The 17,461-nt window shown below is 61.1% G+C and carries 16 protein-coding genes; 4 read left to right on the top strand and 12 right to left on the bottom strand.

Annotated features, from left to right (window positions below; genetic code table 11):
- Positions 1-40: 40 nt before the first annotated feature.
- Positions 41-859: an alpha/beta fold hydrolase gene (locus ACM6JM_RS08125; protein WP_414881908.1), complete on the bottom strand. Its 819-nt coding sequence runs from the start codon at positions 857-859 to the stop codon at positions 41-43.
- Positions 860-1,204: 345 nt separating this feature from the next.
- On the bottom strand, positions 1,205-3,382 hold the full coding sequence (locus tag ACM6JM_RS08130; RefSeq protein ID WP_414881643.1) for a TonB-dependent siderophore receptor: 2,178 nt from the start codon (positions 3,380-3,382) through the stop codon (positions 1,205-1,207).
- A 402-nt stretch (positions 3,383-3,784) separates the two neighbouring features.
- On the opposite strand from ACM6JM_RS08130, the gene ACM6JM_RS08135 reads away from it, so the two are divergent.
- Positions 3,785-4,225, top strand: a complete 441-nt coding sequence (locus ACM6JM_RS08135; RefSeq protein ID WP_103386860.1) for a hypothetical protein — start codon at positions 3,785-3,787, stop codon at positions 4,223-4,225.
- A 122-nt stretch (positions 4,226-4,347) separates the two neighbouring features.
- Here ACM6JM_RS08135 and ACM6JM_RS08140 read toward each other — a convergent pair whose 3' ends face one another.
- From ACM6JM_RS08140 to ACM6JM_RS08165, 6 genes are all read right to left on the bottom strand, one after another.
- Positions 4,348-4,767, bottom strand: a complete 420-nt coding sequence (locus ACM6JM_RS08140; RefSeq protein WP_039772166.1) for an organic hydroperoxide resistance protein — start codon at positions 4,765-4,767, stop codon at positions 4,348-4,350.
- Positions 4,768-4,987: 220 nt separating this feature from the next.
- A complete protein-coding gene (locus ACM6JM_RS08145) occupies positions 4,988-5,149 on the bottom strand; it encodes a hypothetical protein (RefSeq protein WP_166742318.1) in 162 nt (53 codons plus the stop codon).
- Positions 5,150-5,306: 157 nt separating this feature from the next.
- The gene (locus ACM6JM_RS08150) at positions 5,307-6,659 is read right to left on the bottom strand and encodes a c-type cytochrome (RefSeq protein WP_414881644.1); all 1,353 of its coding nucleotides are present in this window, start codon (positions 6,657-6,659) and stop codon (positions 5,307-5,309) included.
- Positions 6,660-6,676: 17 nt separating this feature from the next.
- Positions 6,677-8,926 (bottom strand): molybdopterin cofactor-binding domain-containing protein, encoded by a 2,250-nt coding sequence (locus tag ACM6JM_RS08155; protein WP_414881645.1) that lies wholly within the window; start codon positions 8,924-8,926, stop codon positions 6,677-6,679.
- Positions 8,926-9,381 (bottom strand): (2Fe-2S)-binding protein, encoded by a 456-nt coding sequence (locus tag ACM6JM_RS08160; RefSeq protein WP_027613020.1) that lies wholly within the window; start codon positions 9,379-9,381, stop codon positions 8,926-8,928. The genes ACM6JM_RS08155 and ACM6JM_RS08160 overlap by 1 nt, the downstream gene beginning before the upstream one ends.
- Before the next feature lie 77 nt (positions 9,382-9,458).
- Entirely contained in the window at positions 9,459-10,391 is a 933-nt protein-coding gene (locus tag ACM6JM_RS08165) for an AraC family transcriptional regulator (RefSeq protein ID WP_103386865.1), read from the bottom strand.
- 229 nt (positions 10,392-10,620) lie between these two features.
- Here ACM6JM_RS08165 and ACM6JM_RS08170 point away from each other — a divergent pair, with 229 nt between their 5' ends.
- The gene (locus tag ACM6JM_RS08170; protein ID WP_103386866.1) at positions 10,621-11,829 is read left to right on the top strand and encodes an MFS transporter; all 1,209 of its coding nucleotides are present in this window, start codon (positions 10,621-10,623) and stop codon (positions 11,827-11,829) included.
- 188 nt (positions 11,830-12,017) lie between these two features.
- On the opposite strand, the gene ACM6JM_RS08175 is transcribed toward ACM6JM_RS08170, so the two are convergent.
- From ACM6JM_RS08175 to ACM6JM_RS08190, 4 genes are all read right to left on the bottom strand, one after another.
- Positions 12,018-13,016, bottom strand: a complete 999-nt coding sequence (locus tag ACM6JM_RS08175; RefSeq protein ID WP_103386867.1) for an NADP-dependent oxidoreductase — start codon at positions 13,014-13,016, stop codon at positions 12,018-12,020.
- A 67-nt stretch (positions 13,017-13,083) separates the two neighbouring features.
- A complete protein-coding gene (locus ACM6JM_RS08180) occupies positions 13,084-13,953 on the bottom strand; it encodes an alpha/beta fold hydrolase (RefSeq protein WP_103386868.1) in 870 nt (289 codons plus the stop codon).
- An 82-nt stretch (positions 13,954-14,035) separates the two neighbouring features.
- On the bottom strand, positions 14,036-14,824 hold the full coding sequence (locus ACM6JM_RS08185; RefSeq protein ID WP_103386869.1) for an SDR family NAD(P)-dependent oxidoreductase: 789 nt from the start codon (positions 14,822-14,824) through the stop codon (positions 14,036-14,038).
- A gap of 39 nt (positions 14,825-14,863) precedes the next feature.
- Positions 14,864-15,964 (bottom strand): alkene reductase, encoded by a 1,101-nt coding sequence (locus ACM6JM_RS08190; RefSeq protein ID WP_103386870.1) that lies wholly within the window; start codon positions 15,962-15,964, stop codon positions 14,864-14,866.
- 148 nt (positions 15,965-16,112) lie between these two features.
- Here ACM6JM_RS08190 and ACM6JM_RS08195 point away from each other — a divergent pair, with 148 nt between their 5' ends.
- Complete coding sequence (locus tag ACM6JM_RS08195; protein WP_178082873.1) at positions 16,113-16,709, top strand: TetR/AcrR family transcriptional regulator; 597 nt, start codon at positions 16,113-16,115, stop codon at positions 16,707-16,709.
- Between the two features lie 126 nt (positions 16,710-16,835).
- Positions 16,836-17,456: a TetR/AcrR family transcriptional regulator gene (locus ACM6JM_RS08200; protein WP_103386872.1), complete on the top strand. Its 621-nt coding sequence runs from the start codon at positions 16,836-16,838 to the stop codon at positions 17,454-17,456.
- Positions 17,457-17,461: the final 5 nt, after the last annotated feature.

The raw sequence follows: 17,461 nt of genomic DNA on the forward strand, positions 1-17,461 counted from the left end.
GGCTGTACGTGGCTTGTCGTGAGGGCGCGGCCCCGGAACCTCACGCATTGATAAACGCCAGCAGGTCCGCGTTGATGGTGTCGCCGTTTGTGGTGCACATGCCATGGGGCTGGCCGGGGTAGGTTTTCAGCGTACCGTGCTTGAGCAATTTGATTGAGAGGTGAGCCGAATTGGTGATCGGCACGATCTGGTCATCTTCACCGTGCAGCACCAGGGTCGGCACATCGATGTTTTTCAGGTCATCGGTGAAGTCGGTTTCGGAGAAAGCGCTGATGCAGTCGTACTGCGGCTTGATCCCGCCGTTCATGCCCTGACGCCACCAGTTTTCGACGATCGCTTCAGACACTTTCGCACCTGGGCGATTGAAGCCGTAGAACGGTCCGCTCGGGAAGTCACGATAAAACTGGCTGCGATTCTGCGCGAGTGCCTTGCGCAACCCGTCAAACACCTCCATCGGCAGGCCTCCGGGATTTTTTGCGGTGCGCAGCATGATCGGCGGCACGGCGCCGATCAGCACGGCCTTGGCCACCCTTCCGCGACCATGCCGCGCCACGTAGCGCGCCACTTCACCGCCGCCGGTGGAGTGACCGATGTGCACGGCGTTGCGGATGTTCAGGTGCGCCATCAACTCGGCAACGTCGGCGGCGTAGGTGTCCATTTCGTTGCCACTGGCGGTCTGCGAAGAGCGACCATGGCCACGTCGATCATGGGCAATGACGCGAAAGCCCTTGCTGAGGAAAAACAGCATTTGCACATCCCAGTCATCACTGGAAAGGGGCCAGCCGTGGTGGAAAACGATCGGCTGGCCCTGGCCCCAGTCCTTGTAGAAAATCTGCGTGCCATCCTTGACGGTAATCATCCCCGAGCCACTGCCGTTGCCGGCGCTTTTGCTGACCCCTGACGCGGATGCCGGTGTCTGCTGCGTCGCCAGCGCTGGCAATGCCACCGCCAGGGTAGCGGCCATGGCACCCGTCGTGATCAAGCCACGACGCGTGGTTCCGTTTTTCTCGTCAGTCATTTTGAACACCCATTGAGTTATTGAAATCGCACAGGCGGCGCAAGGCTGCCGCCCTGGCCGAAGGCAATCTTTGGGCAAAGGGGTACGACTGACCACCAGACATGGGTTTTTGAAATTAACGCTTTGGTATGTAGGGCATGAAGGGGGGCATGTTGGCGGGGTGGCGCGTCCCTGCGCCTGGACAAGTCAGAAGGTGTACTTGGCCGTGAGTATCATGTTGCGCGGCGTGCCATAGCTGTCGCCGCCGTAGCTGACGGAGTTGGCGATGGTGGAGTAGTACTTGCGGTCGAAGATGTTGTTGGCGTTGAGTTGCAGGTCGAGATTGTCATTGACCCGGTAGCCGGCCATCAGGTCGGTCACGGCGTAAGCGCCTTGCTTGAGGCGGTAGTTGCCGCCGTCGAGCAGTTCGATGTCGTTGTACATGCGGCTCTGCCAGGAGATGTTGCCGCCCACGCGCAGTTTTTCCAGCGGGCCCTGGAAGTTGTAGCGGGTGGTGAGTTTGAACAGGTGCTCCGGGGTGTCGGTGTCGAACTGCTTGTTGACGTTCTGCGGGTTCGCCGCGTCCTTGATGGTGTGCGTGCGGGCGTAGGTGTAGCCGCCGCCGATCTGCCAGTTGTCGGTGAGCGCGCCTTGCAGCTCGAGGTCGATACCCTGGCTGCGGATCTCGCCGGAGGCTTCATAGCAGGAAGACTGCGGGCAGTTCGGGACGAACACTTGCACCGCGCGGTTTTCCTGATCGACGCGGAACACGGCGAGGCTGGCGTTCAGCGCGCCGCCCAGGTATTCGCCCTTGATGCCGACCTCGTAGTTCTTGCCCACGATCGGCTTGACCGGGTTACCGGAGGTGCCCTTGTTGCTCTGCGGGGTGAAGATGTCGCTGTAGCTGGCGTACACCGAATGATGGTCGTCCAGCTCGTAGATCAGGCCGGCATACCGGGTGACGTTGCGGGTGACTTTGTAATCGCCGTCGCCATCGCGGTTGTCGTAGTCGTACCAGTCCAGACGCCCGCCGAGGATCAGCTTCAGCGGGTCGGCCAGGCTCAGGCGGGTCGTCAGGTACACGCCGTCCTGAGTGGTGACTTCACGCGTGTTGTTGGTGTGAACGAAGTCCGGTTTGCCGGCGTTGATCGGCCAGTTGGTGTCGTAGGGTGAGTAGTTGTGAGTGGTCAGGTCGTAGATGCGTTTGCTGGCGCCGACCACCAGTTCATGACTGCGTCCGAAGGCTTCGAACGGACCGCTGAAGAAGGCGTCGAGACCTGCCTGGTTTTCATCGGCCTTGGACTGGTAAACCGTGCGGGCCAGGGTGTCGTTGACCCAGCGCGACTGGTACGAGCCTGAGAACAGTGCGTTCTGTTCGGAATAGTTGGCGTTGACCTGCAGCTTCCAGTCGTTGGCCAGTTGCTGACGGATCTCGGCGAATACGGTATTGATCTCTTGATCTTTGTCTTCCCAGGAGGTGCCGGGGTTATACGAGCGCGGCAGATCAAGGTGATGACCGTCGAGGCCGATCATTGATGAACCCCAGAAGTAGTTGGTCCTGTCCTTCTGGTGCGAGAAGCCGAGGGTCAGGGTGGTGTCGTCGCTCAGATCGGCTTCGGTGACGGCGTAGAACAGGCCGTGTTGTTCGTCCACGTCATCGATGAAACTGTTGGCGTCGCGATAGGACGTGACCACCCGGCCGCGCAGGGTGCCGCTGTCGTTGAGCGGGCTGGAAGCATCGAGCTCGCCGCGGTAGTTGTCCCAAGTTCCGGCGGCGCCGGTCAGGGTCACGCGCTGCTCGGCCAATGGCCGTTTGCGGACCAGGTTGATCGCCGCCGAAGGGTTGCCGGCGCCGGTGACCAGACCGGTCGCGCCTCGAACGACTTCAACCCGATCGAACATCGCCAGATTCGGCTGGGATCCGACGTTCACGCCGTTGTAGCCGCTCGGAATGCCGTCGTACATCAGGTTATCAATGTCGAAACCCCGGGCTTTGTAGGACTGCCGGCCTGGGCCGCTGGAGTAGTCGAGGAACAGCCCTGGCGTGGCGTTGACCACGTCGTTGATGCTGGTCATCGCCTGATCGTCCATGCGCTGGCGCGTGATGACGGTCACGGCTTGCGGTGTTTCGCGCAAGGTCAACGGCAGTTTGGTGGCGGTGGCCATGGTGCCGGTGGTGTAGGACTCGGAGCCTTCGGTGGTGCTGCCCAGCTGTGTCGATGTGATGGCGGTCGCGCCGAGCTCGAGGGTGGCGGGGGGCGGGGCGGTGTCCTGCGCCTCGCGGGTTTCATCGGCCAGCGCCGGGGCCATGACGGCCATGCAGATGGCCATGGACAGGAGGTTGCGTGACGGGTTGAAACGATGCGGCGAGGCTGGGCGCGACATTGAGGCTTCCTGATTTTAAATAGCAAACAAAGAGCAGTTGAGAATCATTGCCAATAATTGTGTCAGGGTTTTTTACAGCAACAAAGCGCTTCGTGAAAAAAATGTGAAACAGCGCAGGAGGAGAGGGAGAGGGCAAACGCGATCAAGGAACCGCTTAAGCGCGGCACTTGCAGCGCAAGAGCCGGTTACACCGTTGGTCAGCTTGCGATGCAAACCAACAGGTTGGTGTCTACTTTTGTGGCCGGGTCAGCCAAATGACGGGAGAAATTCTGAAGTCATTCAAGCGCTTTCGAGCTGATCCGTGACGTTGATTTCAGGATGGATCTTGAATGAGGCGCGGAGCATCGCCCAGGCGATGCGCAACGGAAACCCGCGCCTTTGAACTCGTTAAGGAGAACGCAGATGGCAATCAGCCGAGTCACCGAAACAACCGATAAAACCGCACTCGTCAAAGCCGAGGTGTACCGCTGGTACAACCTCTTTTTCCCGTGGTCGCGCGGTGTGGCTTCCCAGTCGGAAGACGCGATCAAGCCTTTGTACGATGCCCTGGCGAATGATTTCCGGGTGGTGCTCACGGACGGTCAGATCATGGACCGGGAGAACTACTGGGAACGCCTTTGGGGCCTGCACGGCCAGCGTGCCGGCAGCCCCGAATCACACATCATCAACCTCTCGATCACGCCGCTTCCCGGTGATTTCTTCCTGACGGTTTTCGACCTGGTCAAGAACGGGATCACCAAGAAGAAAGTCGACTCGGCGCTCATGCGTCTCGACCCGGATTCGCCATCGGGAATCTCGTGGATTTACGTCCACGAAAGCGAGCACGAGACATCGTTCGCGTAAACCATTCAATGACCGTTTCGTTCCTCTGGTTGTTTGAATCGGAGGAACGGCATCGCTCAACCCTGTAAAAAAACCGCCCGAAGCCGTGCATCGGGCGGTTTGCAGGATCAAACAGGGCTGATTCAGATCAGCCGCAGGGTGACGTCGATGTTGCCGCGAGTGGCCTTTGAGTAAGGACAGGTCTGATGCGCAGCGTCCACCAGCGCCTGAGCGACCGAAGGCTCCAGCCCCGGCAGGCTGACATTCAAGCGCGCCTGAAGAAAGAATGCGTCGCCGGCCTTGCCCAGATCGATTTCGGTTTCGACCGCCACATCCGCCGGAAGCCTGATCTTCTGTGCCGCGGCTGCCTTGCCCATGGCGCCGATGAAGCAGGCCGACCAACCGGCTGCCAACAGTTGTTCCGGATTGGTGCCGCTGCCATTCGAGCCCGGTGGCGAAAGCTTGATGTCCAGGTTGCCGTCCGAACTGCGCGATGCGCCATCGCGCCCGCCAGTGGTGCGGGTCTTGCCGGTGTACAGCACGGTGTCGAGTTGATTGATCATGGAAATACCTGCCTGAGTGATGGTTGATGTCGGACAGCGAAGGTTCCGATGGCCCACACTTTTGCATTGGCGTGTACCCGGGATGTGTCGTGCAGTGGCGCTTTTGTATCGCTCTGTAGCCTTATCGGTGTGGAAGGGGTCACACCTGGCCGTTTTTAACCGGGTGCAGCGCAGGGGTGAGCCGAAAGCCCGGACCTTGCCGGGCGGGTGATGGACGTATTCAGCGCGAATCGGCGTTTCGCGTACGTTGCGTTGCAGATGCTTCGCGGCGTCTGCGAAGCCACGTGACGACAGCATGTACCGGGTGGAGGACGGCGACGAGAACGCCAAGCAGCATGATGGTGAAGATGATGATCAGCGGGATGCTTTCATGCGAGAACATGGTGGGTAACTCCTGTAGTCACTATGTCGAAACCCGCAGACTAGACGCTTGGAGCGATGTTTTAGATGAATGTATGTTCATTCGACGAGGTGTGGAATGTGCTACGGCGCAAGGGCGTTTCCACACGCAAGTCGATGGCTCCCGTCGGGTTTTCCTCTTAACGCATCTGCAGGATGATCGGACTGCTGCTGGCCGGATCGGTGTGCTCACGCAGCTTGCCAACCGTGTTTGCATCAACAGCACTGCCCTGATTGCCCCAGGTGCTGCGCATGAAGGTCAGCACCTCGGCGATCTGCTGATCCGACAGCTGCTCACGGAAGGCTGGCATGCGATAGGCATCCGGCACGCCGGCCGTCACCACTCGTTGCGATCCATTCAGAGTGATGTTGATTGCCGAGGCACTTTCCCTGGCCAGTGCCGAGGTGGCGCCCGCCAGCGGCGGCATCCACTGCGATTGACCCTTGCCGTCCAGACCGTGGCACGACGCACAGCGCGTCACGTAGGTATGCGCACCGGGCGAGTCCAGATGTTGCGCTGCCGAAACCGCTTGATATTGCCACGGCGCGCCATCTCGTTCGCGATCCCCGGGAAGCGACTTCAGGTAGTGGGCAATGGCCGTCAGATCGTCATCGCTCATGAACTGCGTGGAGTTGTTGAACGCCTCGGTCATCGAGCCGTAGACCACCGCGTGCTGGTTGCGACCGGTCTTGAGGAACTGCACGATCTCCTGCTCGCTCCAGCGGCCCAGCCCGGTGTTGTGGTCATCGCGCAGGCTCGGTGCGTACCAGCCATCGAGCAGGGCACCGGCGAGGTATGGCTTGCCGGACTCATCCAGTGCCTTCTCGTTGAACGCCAGGCTGCGCGGCGTGTGGCAACTGCCACAGTGCCCGGCACCCTGCACGAGATAAGCGCCGCGGTTCCACAGCTCATCCTGCGACGGTTTGGTCACATAAGGTTCGACGTCGACAAACACACCGTTCCACAGTGCAATCGGCCAACGCAGGTTCAGCGGAAACGGAATCGCACTGGGGATGTTCGCCTGTTTGACCGGCGCCACGCCTTTCATGAAGAACGCATACAGCGCTCGCACGTCGTCATCACTGAGCTTGGCGTAGGACGGGTAGGGCATGGCCGGGTATAAACGGCGACTGTCAGGCGCCACGCCGTGGCGCACGGCACGATCAAAGTCCGCCAGACTGTAGTGGCCGATGCCGGTTTCCGAGTCCGGGGTGATGTTGGTCGCATGGATCGCGCCCAGCGGCGTGGCCATTTCCAGGCCGCCGGCGAATGGCGCGCCACCCGGCACGCTGTGACAGGCCACGCAATCGCTCAACCTGGCGACGTATTCGCCACGGGCGACCAGCGCCGGGTCGATATCGGCCACGGCGATCTGAGTGTTTTCCAGGCGCGAGACTGGCTCGCGGGTGACATACCAGGCCAGCAGGCCTGCCGCGACCAGGCACGGCACCGCCAGCCAGCCAGCGGTTCTTGCGAATCGGCTGTTATTCATGGACGCTCCGGCGCTGATCAACTGAAGGTGTGTCGGCTCATGGGCAGGCTGCGCACCCGTTGACCGGTCAGCGCTGCCACCGCGTTAGCGACAGCGGGTGCGACCGCAGGCAACGGCGGTTCACCGATGCCACCCATTTTTTCCCCGCTCTCGACCACGCGCACATGGACCCGTGCCATCCGCGCAGGCGGCAGGATCGGATACAAGTCGTAGTTGCGCGCCCGGGGTTTGCCATCGATCCACACCGCTTCTTCCACCAGTGTTTGCGACAGACCCAGCGCCACGGCGCCGTTGACCTGAGCCTCGACAATCGCCGGGTTGACGATGCTGCCCGGATCAATCGCCTGCCAGATGTCATGCACCTTGACCTGGCCGTTCTCGATGGACACCTCGGCGATCACCGCCGTCTCCGTACCGAACGGCGAAGCCATGGCCACCCCGCGCGCACGCCGGCTGCCATCCTCGGCGGTAAACGGCCCACGCTTCCAGCCGCCCGACAGTTCACCCACGGCTTGCAGCAGTGTGGTCAGCCGTTGGTTGCCGCGCAGCAAATGCAGGCGCAGGTCGAACGGGTCCTTGCCGCCCTTGTCGGCCAGTTCATCGAGGAACGATTCATAGAAGAAGTCGTTGAGGGAATTGCCCACCGAACGCCAATAGCCGAGCATCGCCGGACCTTTGACGTAGATCTGCGCGATGCGCTTGTTGGGGATCGCATAGGACTTGCCCGATAAGCCCTCGAGCGCCGTCGGGTCGAGCTTTTCACCCTGCTTGCCGGCGAGGGCCTCGGTCGGGCCTTCGGTGGCACTGATCGCTTCGATTGCCAGCGGCCAGCCGTCGTTGTCCAGCGCGGCACGGAAATTCACGGCGGCAACCGGTCGGAGCACGTCACGCAGGAACTCTTCTTCGCGACTCCAGATCAATTTAACCGGGCGTCCAACCGCTTTGGCCAGCGCGATGGCCTGAGGGTAAGGGCTGGCCGAGTCGTAGAGGAAATGCCGACCGAAGAACCCGCCCAACAGCGGCGAATGCAAGGTGATGCGCGACGGATCCAGCCCGGTGCGTTTGGCGATGTCGGCGCGGAACATGTCCGGCGCCTGATTCGGCAACCAGACTTCCAGCGAACCGTCCGGATTGAATCGGGCAAGGGCTGAAGGCGGTTCCAGTTGGCCGTGGTTCAGGTATTGGTTGTGGTAAGTGGCGTCGATCCTGGTCTTGGCGTCCTTGAGAATCGAAGCCACATCGCCTTCGTGTTCATCATCTTTGGCGGGGCTTTTATCTTCAGCGAGGCGCTTGAACCACGCGTCGCTGGAAAAGTCGGCGGGCATCGGCCGCACTTGGCTGTCGGCCGTCGGCTCTTGCCAGTCGACCTGGATCGCCTCGACGGCACGTTTGGCGTGCCACCAGCGCTCGGCAACCACCGCCACGGCACCCGGCAGACGATGCACGGAATGCACGCCTTTCATCGCCTTGACCTGCTCTTCGTTACGCAAATTGCCGACCGTCATCCCCAGGCGCGGGGCATGTTGAACGGCGGCATGCAGCATGTCGTCGACCTTCAGATCGATGCTGTACAGCGCCTTGCCCGTGGATTTGTCGTAGGCATCGAGGCGCTTCACCGGTTTGCCGATCCAGCGGAACTGACTCGGATCACGCAGCTTCACCGAGGCCGGGTCGGGAACCGGCAAATCCATCGCGCGCTCGGCCAGTTCACCGTAGGCCAGCGAGCGGCCCGATTTGGCGTGCACCACTTTGCCAGGCTCGGTGCTCAACTCGCTCACCGGCACGCCCAGTTGCTGCGCGCCCGCCTGCAACAGCATGGCGCGGGCAAGGGCACCGAGGCGGCGCATGACCGGGTAACTCATGCGCACCGACATACTGCCGCCGGTGATGCGCATGCCGTTCTCCATGACTACGTAGGCCTCGCCGGGCGGGGCGGCTTCGACCAGGAAGGTCGCCGGATCGGCATCCAGTTCTTCACCGACGATCTGCGCCATGGCGGTGAACGTGCCTTGTCCACCTTCCATGAACGGGCAGAGCAGACGCACGCGGTTATCCGGACGGATCTCGAGAAACGCCGGGACCTGCGTGCCGCGCTCGGCCGTCGTCGCCGCTGCAGCTTGCACCCGTGTGGCACCGAGTGGCAGACCGAAACCGAGCACCAGTGCGCCGACGGCGGTACCGGTCAGAAAACGTCTGCGCGACACATTGATCGGTTCCTGCAGATCCAGGACTGAAGCGTGTTGTGAAGGATCGATACGAACGTTCATCACGCGTCCCCCTTGCCGGCAAGTTCATGCACGGCGGCATGGATGGCGTTGTACGTACCGCAGCGGCACAGATTGACCATCGCCGCCTCGATCTGCGCATCACTCGGTTTGGGGTTCTGCTTGAGCAGCGCGGTGGCAGCCATCACCTGCCCGGACTGGCAGTAGCCGCACTGGGCGACCTGCAGATCGACCCAGGTCGAGACCACTCGTTTGCCCACGTCATCGGCCTCGATGGCCTCAATGGTGGTGACCTCGCGGCCGACCACACCGGCCACCGGCGTGACGCACGAGCGCACGACGTTGCCGTCCACCAGCACCGAGCAGGCGCCGCATTGCGCCAGTCCGCAGCCGTACTTGGTGCCGGTCATGCCCAGATCATCGCGGATCACCCACAGCAAGGGCGTATCGGCGTCGGCATCGACCTGATAGGTCTTCTGGTTGATTCGTAGTTCCATGATTCACCCGCTGATCATCGGTTGACGTGCATTGTTATGAGCGGTGACACGCGGCGCGGCGCATCACCGGTTTTCGTTCAATTCGCGACTGTGCCGAGGGCTTCTGCCTCGAATGGCTGCCCGCGCAAAAGGGCCATGTCGCGGCTCGGTGCGGTGCCGAACAGCCGGCCATATTCGCGGCTGAACTGCGAAGGACTTTCATAGCCGACTGCAAACGCCGCCCGCGACACGTCGAGGCGCTCGATCAACATCAGTCGGCGCGCTTCGTTGAGCCGCAGCCATTTCTGGTACTGCAGCGGACTCATGCCGGTGAGCTGGCGGAAATGATGGTGAAAGGTCGGCGTGCTCATCTGCACCCGCGCGGCCAGATCGTCGATGCGCAGGGCATCGGTGTAGTTGACCTTGAGCCAGTCAATGGCCTTGGCGATGCGATAGCCCTGACCGTCGACGGCAGTGATCTGCCGCAGCCGTGGGCCTTGGTCGGTGTGCAGCAGCCGATAGTGGATTTCTCGCAGAATCAGCGGCGCCAGGACCGGGATCGCCTCGGGTTCATCGAGCAATGCCAGCAGGCGATCGAGCGCGTCCTCCAACGCTGACGACAGGCTGCCAATCGCAGCGCCCGTACCCGTTGATGGCTGGCGTTTCGAGGGCAAGCCGCTCTTGGTAATGACCTCGGCAAGCATGCTGACATCCAGTTTCAATACGAGGCCGACGCAGGGCTGTCCGGGACTGGCGAGCATCACTTCGGAGTTCGCGGGCAGGTCCAGCGACGTGACCAGAAACCGCGACGGGTCATAGCTGTAGCCCTCACCGCCGACCCACAAGCGCTTTTCGCCGCGACCCACGAGAATCAGGCTGGGCTCGATCATGCACACCACGGGGGGCGCCGGCTGGTCGCGACGAAACAGCGACAGCCCGGGTATCGACGTGGCGAAGTCACCCGGTGCTTTCACACGCGGGTCGATGTGCCGTGCCAAATGTGATTCCTGGGGCAGAGGGGTAGGGATCATGTGGGCTCACTCCTTTGACCGAACTCTAATGCGCGCGCGAGACGTTTCCTATCTATCACCCTGCATCCCCAGAGGATCAGGCAAGCATTCAAGAGGAATGCACTAGGGAAGCACCGGATTGACCGGGAGAATGTGTCTATCTGTTACAGGGGCAGTGCCCGGACGGGCGACAAACTGCTTGCCCCTGCGCATCACCCCCCTACGGTTTTTCGCACCACAGGTAGTTTTCATGACGTTACCTTCTACAAAACCTTCTAAAAGAACGGGCGGCTGGAGCGCCGTGCTGGCCATGTCGTTGGCCGCATTCGCCCTGGTCGCTTCAGAGTTCATGCCCGTCAGCCTGCTGACGCCGATTGCGGCAGACCTGCACATCACCGAGGGCCAGGCCGGGCAGGGGATTTCCGTGTCCGGTGGCTTTGCCTTGATCACCAGTTTGTTGATCGCCTCGGTCGCCGCTCGCATCGAACGCAAGCAGCTTCTGCTGGGCCTGACCCTGCTTATGATCGTCTCTGGTACGGTCGTCGCGCTTGCGCCGGGCTATCCGTCATTCATGTTCGGACGCGCGCTGATCGGGATCGCTATTGGTGGTTTCTGGTCGCTGTCGGCGGCGACTGCCATGCGCCTGGTGAAGCCTGAACAGGTTTCCCGTGCGCTGGCCATCGTCAATGGCGGCAACGCTTTGGCCACGGTCATCGCCGCTCCGGCGGGCAGCTTCCTGGGCTCGTTGATCGGCTGGCGCGGCGCATTCTTCTGTGTGGTTCCGGTCGCGGTGCTTGCCGCCGTGTGGCTGCTGATCAGCCTGCCGTCCTTCAAGGCCGAACGCCAGGCAGGTAGCGGCAACGTTCTGCGTCTGATGAAGCAATTGCCAGTGGCCTTGGGCATGGTCGCCGTCAGCGTCTTTTTCATGGGCCAGTTCATGCTGTTCACCTACCTGCGACCATTTCTTGAAGGCGTGACGGGCGTCGGTGTCTCAACCTTGTCCTTCATGCTGCTGGGGCTGGGACTGGCTGGGTTTATCGGCACCTTTCTGATCGAACGGTTTATGGGGCGCGGTCTCTACCGCACGCTGACCGCCATTCCGCTGGTCATGGCGGTGATCGCGCTGGCGTTGATCAGCTTCGGCAAATCGCCGGTGCTGACTGCCGTGTTGCTCGGACTCTGGGGGCTGGTCGCCACGGCCGCACCGGTCGGCTGGTGGACATGGCTGGCGCAGACGCTCCCGGATGATGCTGAAGCGGGAGGCGGCTTGCTGGTAGCCATCGTCCAGCTGGCGATCGCCGGCGGCGCAATCATTGGCGGTCTGGCCTTTGATTTGAGCGGCTACAAAGCCACCTTAGAGCTTAGCGCCGCTGTCCTGGTCGCCGCTTCCGTGCTGGCCTGGCTGGCCGGGCGCAATGCCACGCAAATTCATCTTGTCGAGTCGAGCGCGACAGCCTGACGAGATCACCTGCAACCTTCCTTATGGCTCAAGCATCAAACTGTGCCAAACGATAACGGGCGGTTGAACCTGCACATCATCCGGTTGAAGCACTTGCTGCTCCTCTGGCGAAATCACTTCGGCTGAGGGCCGCTCCAGCAGTAAAGGGTGTGCAGTGTCTACGTTCGATTCAGGAACAGGCGGCGTGGTCATTTGAGCGCAACAACGACCTTGCCCTTGGCGCGTCCCCGCTCAACGTACTTCAATGCCTCGGCCGTTGATTCAAAGGGGAAGGAGCGATCAACCACAGGTTTGATGATTCCGCCCTCAACGAGCGCGGTGATGCGTTGCAGTTGAGCGCCATTGGCTCGCATGAACACAAACGCATAGCTGACGTCCTGCTTGCGCGCTTTGCGACGAATGCCAAGGCTCAGCAGGCGCATGACTTGCTGCAATGGCCAGGACAACCCTTGCTCCCGCGCGAACTGCACAGTGGGTGGGCCCGAGATGGAAATGAGCTGGCCACCAGGTTTCAGGACCTTGAGTGACTTCTCCAGTACGTCGGCGCCGAGGCTGTTCAGCACCACGTCATAGTCATGCAGTACATTTTCGAAGTTCTGCTGTGTGTAGTCGATCACCAGATCGGCCCCCAGCGCCTTGACCCATTCGACATTGGCGGTGCTGGTGGTTGTGGCGACAAACGCACCGAGGTGTTTGGCAAGCTGAATGGCAATGGTGCCAACGCCGCCCGAGCCTGCGTGAATCAGCACTTTCTGGCCCTTTTGCAGCCGGGCGGTTTCAACCAGTACTTGCCACGCAGTCAGTGCAACAAGGGGCAAGGACGCGGCTTGTACCATGTCGGTATTGCCAGGTTTCAGGGCGACCGCGGTTTCGTTCACGGCGATCAATTGGGCGAACGTCCCGATCCGCGCTTCGGGCGCGCGAGCATATACCGCGTCTCCCGGTTTGAAGCGTGTCACCTTCGAACCGACTTCAACCACGACCCCCGCCAGGTCATTGCCCAGGATCAACGGAAAGGCGTAGGGCAGGATCAGCTTGAACTCGCCTTTGCTGATCTTCGAATCCAGCACGTTGACGCTGCTCGCATGGACCTCGATCAAGACGTCGTGGGCACCGACTGCGGGGGCGGGCGCTTCGCCAATGCGTCCGGGGTTCTTGCCATAGCCATCAATCAGAAATGCTTTCATCGTGGTGCGGCTCTTGCTGGTTGTACGGAGGGTAGTCGGTGGGTTGCGGTGTTGCTGCGTGACGTGATCAAGCATCGAGAAACGCCTGCGCCTTGGCCACAAAGTCGGCGTGATGCTGGAAAATCCCGCCGTGCCCGGCATCCTCATAAATCACCAACTGTGCGTCGGGGATAAGCCTGGCCAGTTCAAACGAGTTAACGCTGGGCACCATGATGTCGTTGTCGCCGTTGACGACCAGTGTCGGTGTGCGCAAGCGTCCGAGCGCTTGCCGCGGTTGTCTGCCCCACGCCGTGATGGCTTTCAATTGCCGCAGGAAGGCGCGTGGCGTCGGGCCCTTGTCGCGATTGTTCTTGCGTGCCTTGAGGCGCCTTAAATACTGCGAGGCAGACCGTCGCCCATTGGCCGACGAGGTGAAGAAAAGGTAGAACTTGGGATCGCGCAGGGTCAGCAAGCCTTTGAGGATCAATGGCCATGACACTGTGCCGACCTTGTCGATGCCGGTGCCGCCCGCCGGTCCAGTACCGGTCAGAATCAACCGGCGTACCAAGTCAGGCGCCTTGAGGGCAATGTCCTGAGCGACGAAACCTCCGAGGGAAAATCCGAGCACATCCACGGTTTTCAGCCCCAGCGCCCTGATCAGCTGGATCGCATCGTCGGCCATTTCACCCACCGTCAGTGGCGCGGTTCCACCCGAGTTGCCGATGCCGCGATAGTCGGTGGTGATGACGCGTCTGGTTTGCGCCAGGCCATCGATGATCGCGGGGTCGAAGTTGTCCAGCACCGCGCCCCAATGATTGAACAGCACGAGGGGCACGCCGGTTGCGGGCCCGGTGTCGCGGTAGGCGTAGGGAATGCCGTTGACCGTGATCGACTGGTTCGCTGCGTCGATGAATGACGTCGGCGAACCCGAGCGGGAATTTGTCTGTATTGAACTCATTGTCACTCCGGCAAGCCGACAGGATTCGATGCAATGCCCTGTGCCTGCATCGAATCTGCCGCGACTGCTCGCTAGCAAAAAATCACTGTGGCGTCTGATAGCGCTGGGCAACCGCAGACTGGCGAATTTGCCCCAGCAGGCCCTGGCGTGCGCCCTGCAGGTCATCCCAGCGCTCGGCCTCGTGCAGCGGCGGGATGGTCACAGGTTCGCGACGATCGAAACCGACCAGTGCGGCATCCACCAGATCACCCACTTCCATGATTTCGCTCAGGGTGTTGATGTCGACGCCGGAGCGATCCCAGATTTCCGTGCGAGTGGCGGCGGGTAGCACGGCTTGCACATAGACACCTTGCGGCGACAGTTCCAGGCTCAGTCCCTGGGACAGGAACAGCACGAAGGCCTTGGTCGCACCGTAGACGCTCATGCCGAATTCCGGCGCCAGGCCCACCACCGAACCGATGTTGATGATTGCGCCGTCGCCGGCCTTGGCCAGGCGTGGGGCGATGGCGCTGGCGAGCCGCACCAGCGCCGTGGTGTTCAGGGCAACCAGTTGCGCGACGCTGTCGGTGCTTTGATCGACGAAGTGGCCGGACAGCGCGGCGCCGGCGTTATTGACGAGAATGCCGATGCGGGCGTCGTCGCGCAGGCGGCTTTCAACGGTGGTCAGATCGGCGAGTTGGGTCAGGTCTGCCGGGATGACATCGACGGCGACGTCGTGCTCGCTGCGCAAGCGCGCTGCCAGTGTGTCCAGGCGAGCCTGATCGCGGGCGACCAGTACCAGATCGTGACCACGTCTGGCGAAGCGTTCGGCATAGACGGCGCCAATGCCGGTGGAGGCGCCAGTAATGAGAACAGTAGGGCGAGTGTTCATGGGGTATCTCTCTTTCAGGAGGTGAGAAACAGAACGCGCTCAGCTTGCGCTGACGCTTGATTCAGCCAGCGTCGGGTAGTCGATGTAGCCCGCCGCGCCGCCACCGTAGAGGGTGGCGGGATTGAACGCGGACAGCGGCGCGCCCTGCTTCAGGCGCTCCACCAGATCCGGGTTGCCAATGAACGGGCGACCGAAGGCGATCAGGTCGGCCTGGTCTTCGGCGAGCCGCGCGTTCGCCAGGTCCAGGTCATAGCCGTTGTTGGCGATATAGGTGTTTTTGAAGCGCTGGCGCAGGGCGCCAAAATCGAAAGGCGCCACGTCGCGCGGGCCGCCGGTCGCGCCTTCGACCACGTGTAGGTAAACCACACCGAGGGCGTCGAGTTGCTCGACGACGTAATTGAATTGCGCCTGCGGATCGCTGCTGGATACGCCGTTGGCTGGCGACACTGGAGACAGACGCACACCGGTGCGATCCGCGCCGATCTCATTGACGACCGCCGCCGTCACTTCGAGCAACAGACGCGCACGATTTTCAATCGAACCGCCGTAAGCGTCGGTGCGCAGATTGGCGTTGTCCTTGAGGAATTGATCCAGCAAGTAGCCGTTTGCACCGTGAATCTCCACGCCATCGAACCCGGCCGCGACCGCGTTGGCCGCGGCCTGGCGGAAATCGGAGACGATCCCCGGCAGTTCGTCGAGTTCCAGCGCGCGGGGTTCGGAAACGTCTTCAAAACGGTTGTTGACGAACACTTTGGTCGCGGCACGCAGCGCAGACGGGGCCACCGGTGCGGCGCCGTTTTCTTGCAGGTCAACGTGTGAAACGCGGCCGACATGCCACAGCTGCAGGAAGATTTTTCCGCCCTTGGCGTGAACCGCATCGGTGACCGTGCGCCAACCGTCTATCTGCGCCTGTGTGTAGATCCCGGGGGTGTCCTGATAACCCTGACCCTGTCGGGAAATCTGCGTCGCTTCGCTGATCAGCAAACCGGCGCTGGCGCGCTGGCTGTAATAGATCGCCGCGAATTCGCTCGGGACAAAGCCCTGGCCCGCGCGGTTGCGTGTCAGCGGCGCGAGAACAGCGCGGTTCGACAGCGTGAGACTGCCTAGCGTGTAAGGGGAGAAAAGAGTCTGTTTGGTCATCTGATGAATCTTCCGTGCCCGTGAATGGAGATCGGTGGGTGTGAAATTAGGATGATGATCGAAATCTAAACTGTCAACGGTTTTGATTATGGGCGACATCTATGTATCATCGGACGTAGGAATTCCCGCTAAACACGAGGTATTGCACGTGAGAGTGACCAAGGCCCAGGCGCAGGCCAATCGAGAACACATCGTTGAGACGGCCTCAGAGCTGTTCCGTGAGCGTGGCTTTGACGGCGTCGGTGTGGCGGATCTCATGGCGGCTGCCGGTTTCACCCATGGAGGCTTTTACAAGCACTTCGGCTCGAAGGCCGACCTGATGGTCGAAGCTTCGGCCTGCAGTCTCGGCAAATCGTTGACAGGTGCCCAGGCGCTCGATGTCCCCGGTTTCATCAACGTTTATGTGAACAGAGAACATCGCGACGGACGCGGAAGCGGTTGCACGATGGCCGCACTGTGTGGCGACGCGGCGCGTCAGTCGGATGATGTGAAAGCCACGTTTGCCGAAGGCATTGAACGCACCCTGCAAACTCTGGGGGAAAAATATCCGACAGGGCCGGATGCCGCGGAGGGCGAGGGGAGGAAGAAAATGATCGACTTGCTGTCGCGTGCGGTCGGCGCAATTGTCTTGTCACGCGCCTGTCCGGATGATTCCGCCTTGGCGGATGAAATCCTTGAGGTATGCCGCGCCGAAATGTTTGCTTCATTGCCGGTGTTGCCGGTCGATGAAGTGGAAACGCCGTAGAAGGGCCGATCCGCGCTGTTCGATGACTTGAACGTCGGCGCGTTTTCAGCCAGTCGGATTTTTGTGAAATATGTACGCTATTGGTCACGATTTGTAAGACCTCGACAGGCTGAGTAAGCTACGCCCATGAATCAGCCATCCATATCTTCGCCCGGCCCACGTGGCCCAGTCGATCACGAGATTCGTGATCAGATTGTCGCGGCAGCCAATGAACACTTCAGCCAATACGGCTATGGCAAAACCACGGTTTCCGATCTGGCCAGGGCCATCGGTTTTTCCAAGGCGTACATCTATAAATTCTTTGATTCCAAGCAGGCGATCGGCGAAGCGATCTGCTCAAATTGTCTGGGGCAAATGGTTGCAGCGGTCGAACAGGCTGTTAACGCAGAGGCGATTTCGCCGACCGAGCGTTTACGCCGGCTGGTGAAGACCGTGATTGCCACGGGTGTGGACCTGTTCTTCAATGATCGCAAGCTTTACGACATCGCGGCATTCTCGGCAGCGGAGCGTTGGCCAAGTGCTCAGGTGTATGAGGAGCAGATCAAGCGCTTTATCTTCGGCATCGTGCGTGAAGGGCGGGAGCTCGGAGAGTTCGAGCGCAAGACGCCGCTGGACGAGACCGTCGAGGCGATTCATCTGGCCTTGCGCCCCTTCGTAAACCCGTTGCTGCTGCAGCACAATCTCGATTTTATCGAGGTTGCGCCCACGCTCACCTCCAACCTCATTCTGCGCAGCCTGATGCCCTGACCTGA

The organism is Pseudomonas sp. IT-P2, from assembly GCF_949767575.1.
GTDB classification, from domain to species: Bacteria; Pseudomonadota; Gammaproteobacteria; order Pseudomonadales; family Pseudomonadaceae; genus Aquipseudomonas; species Aquipseudomonas pharyngis.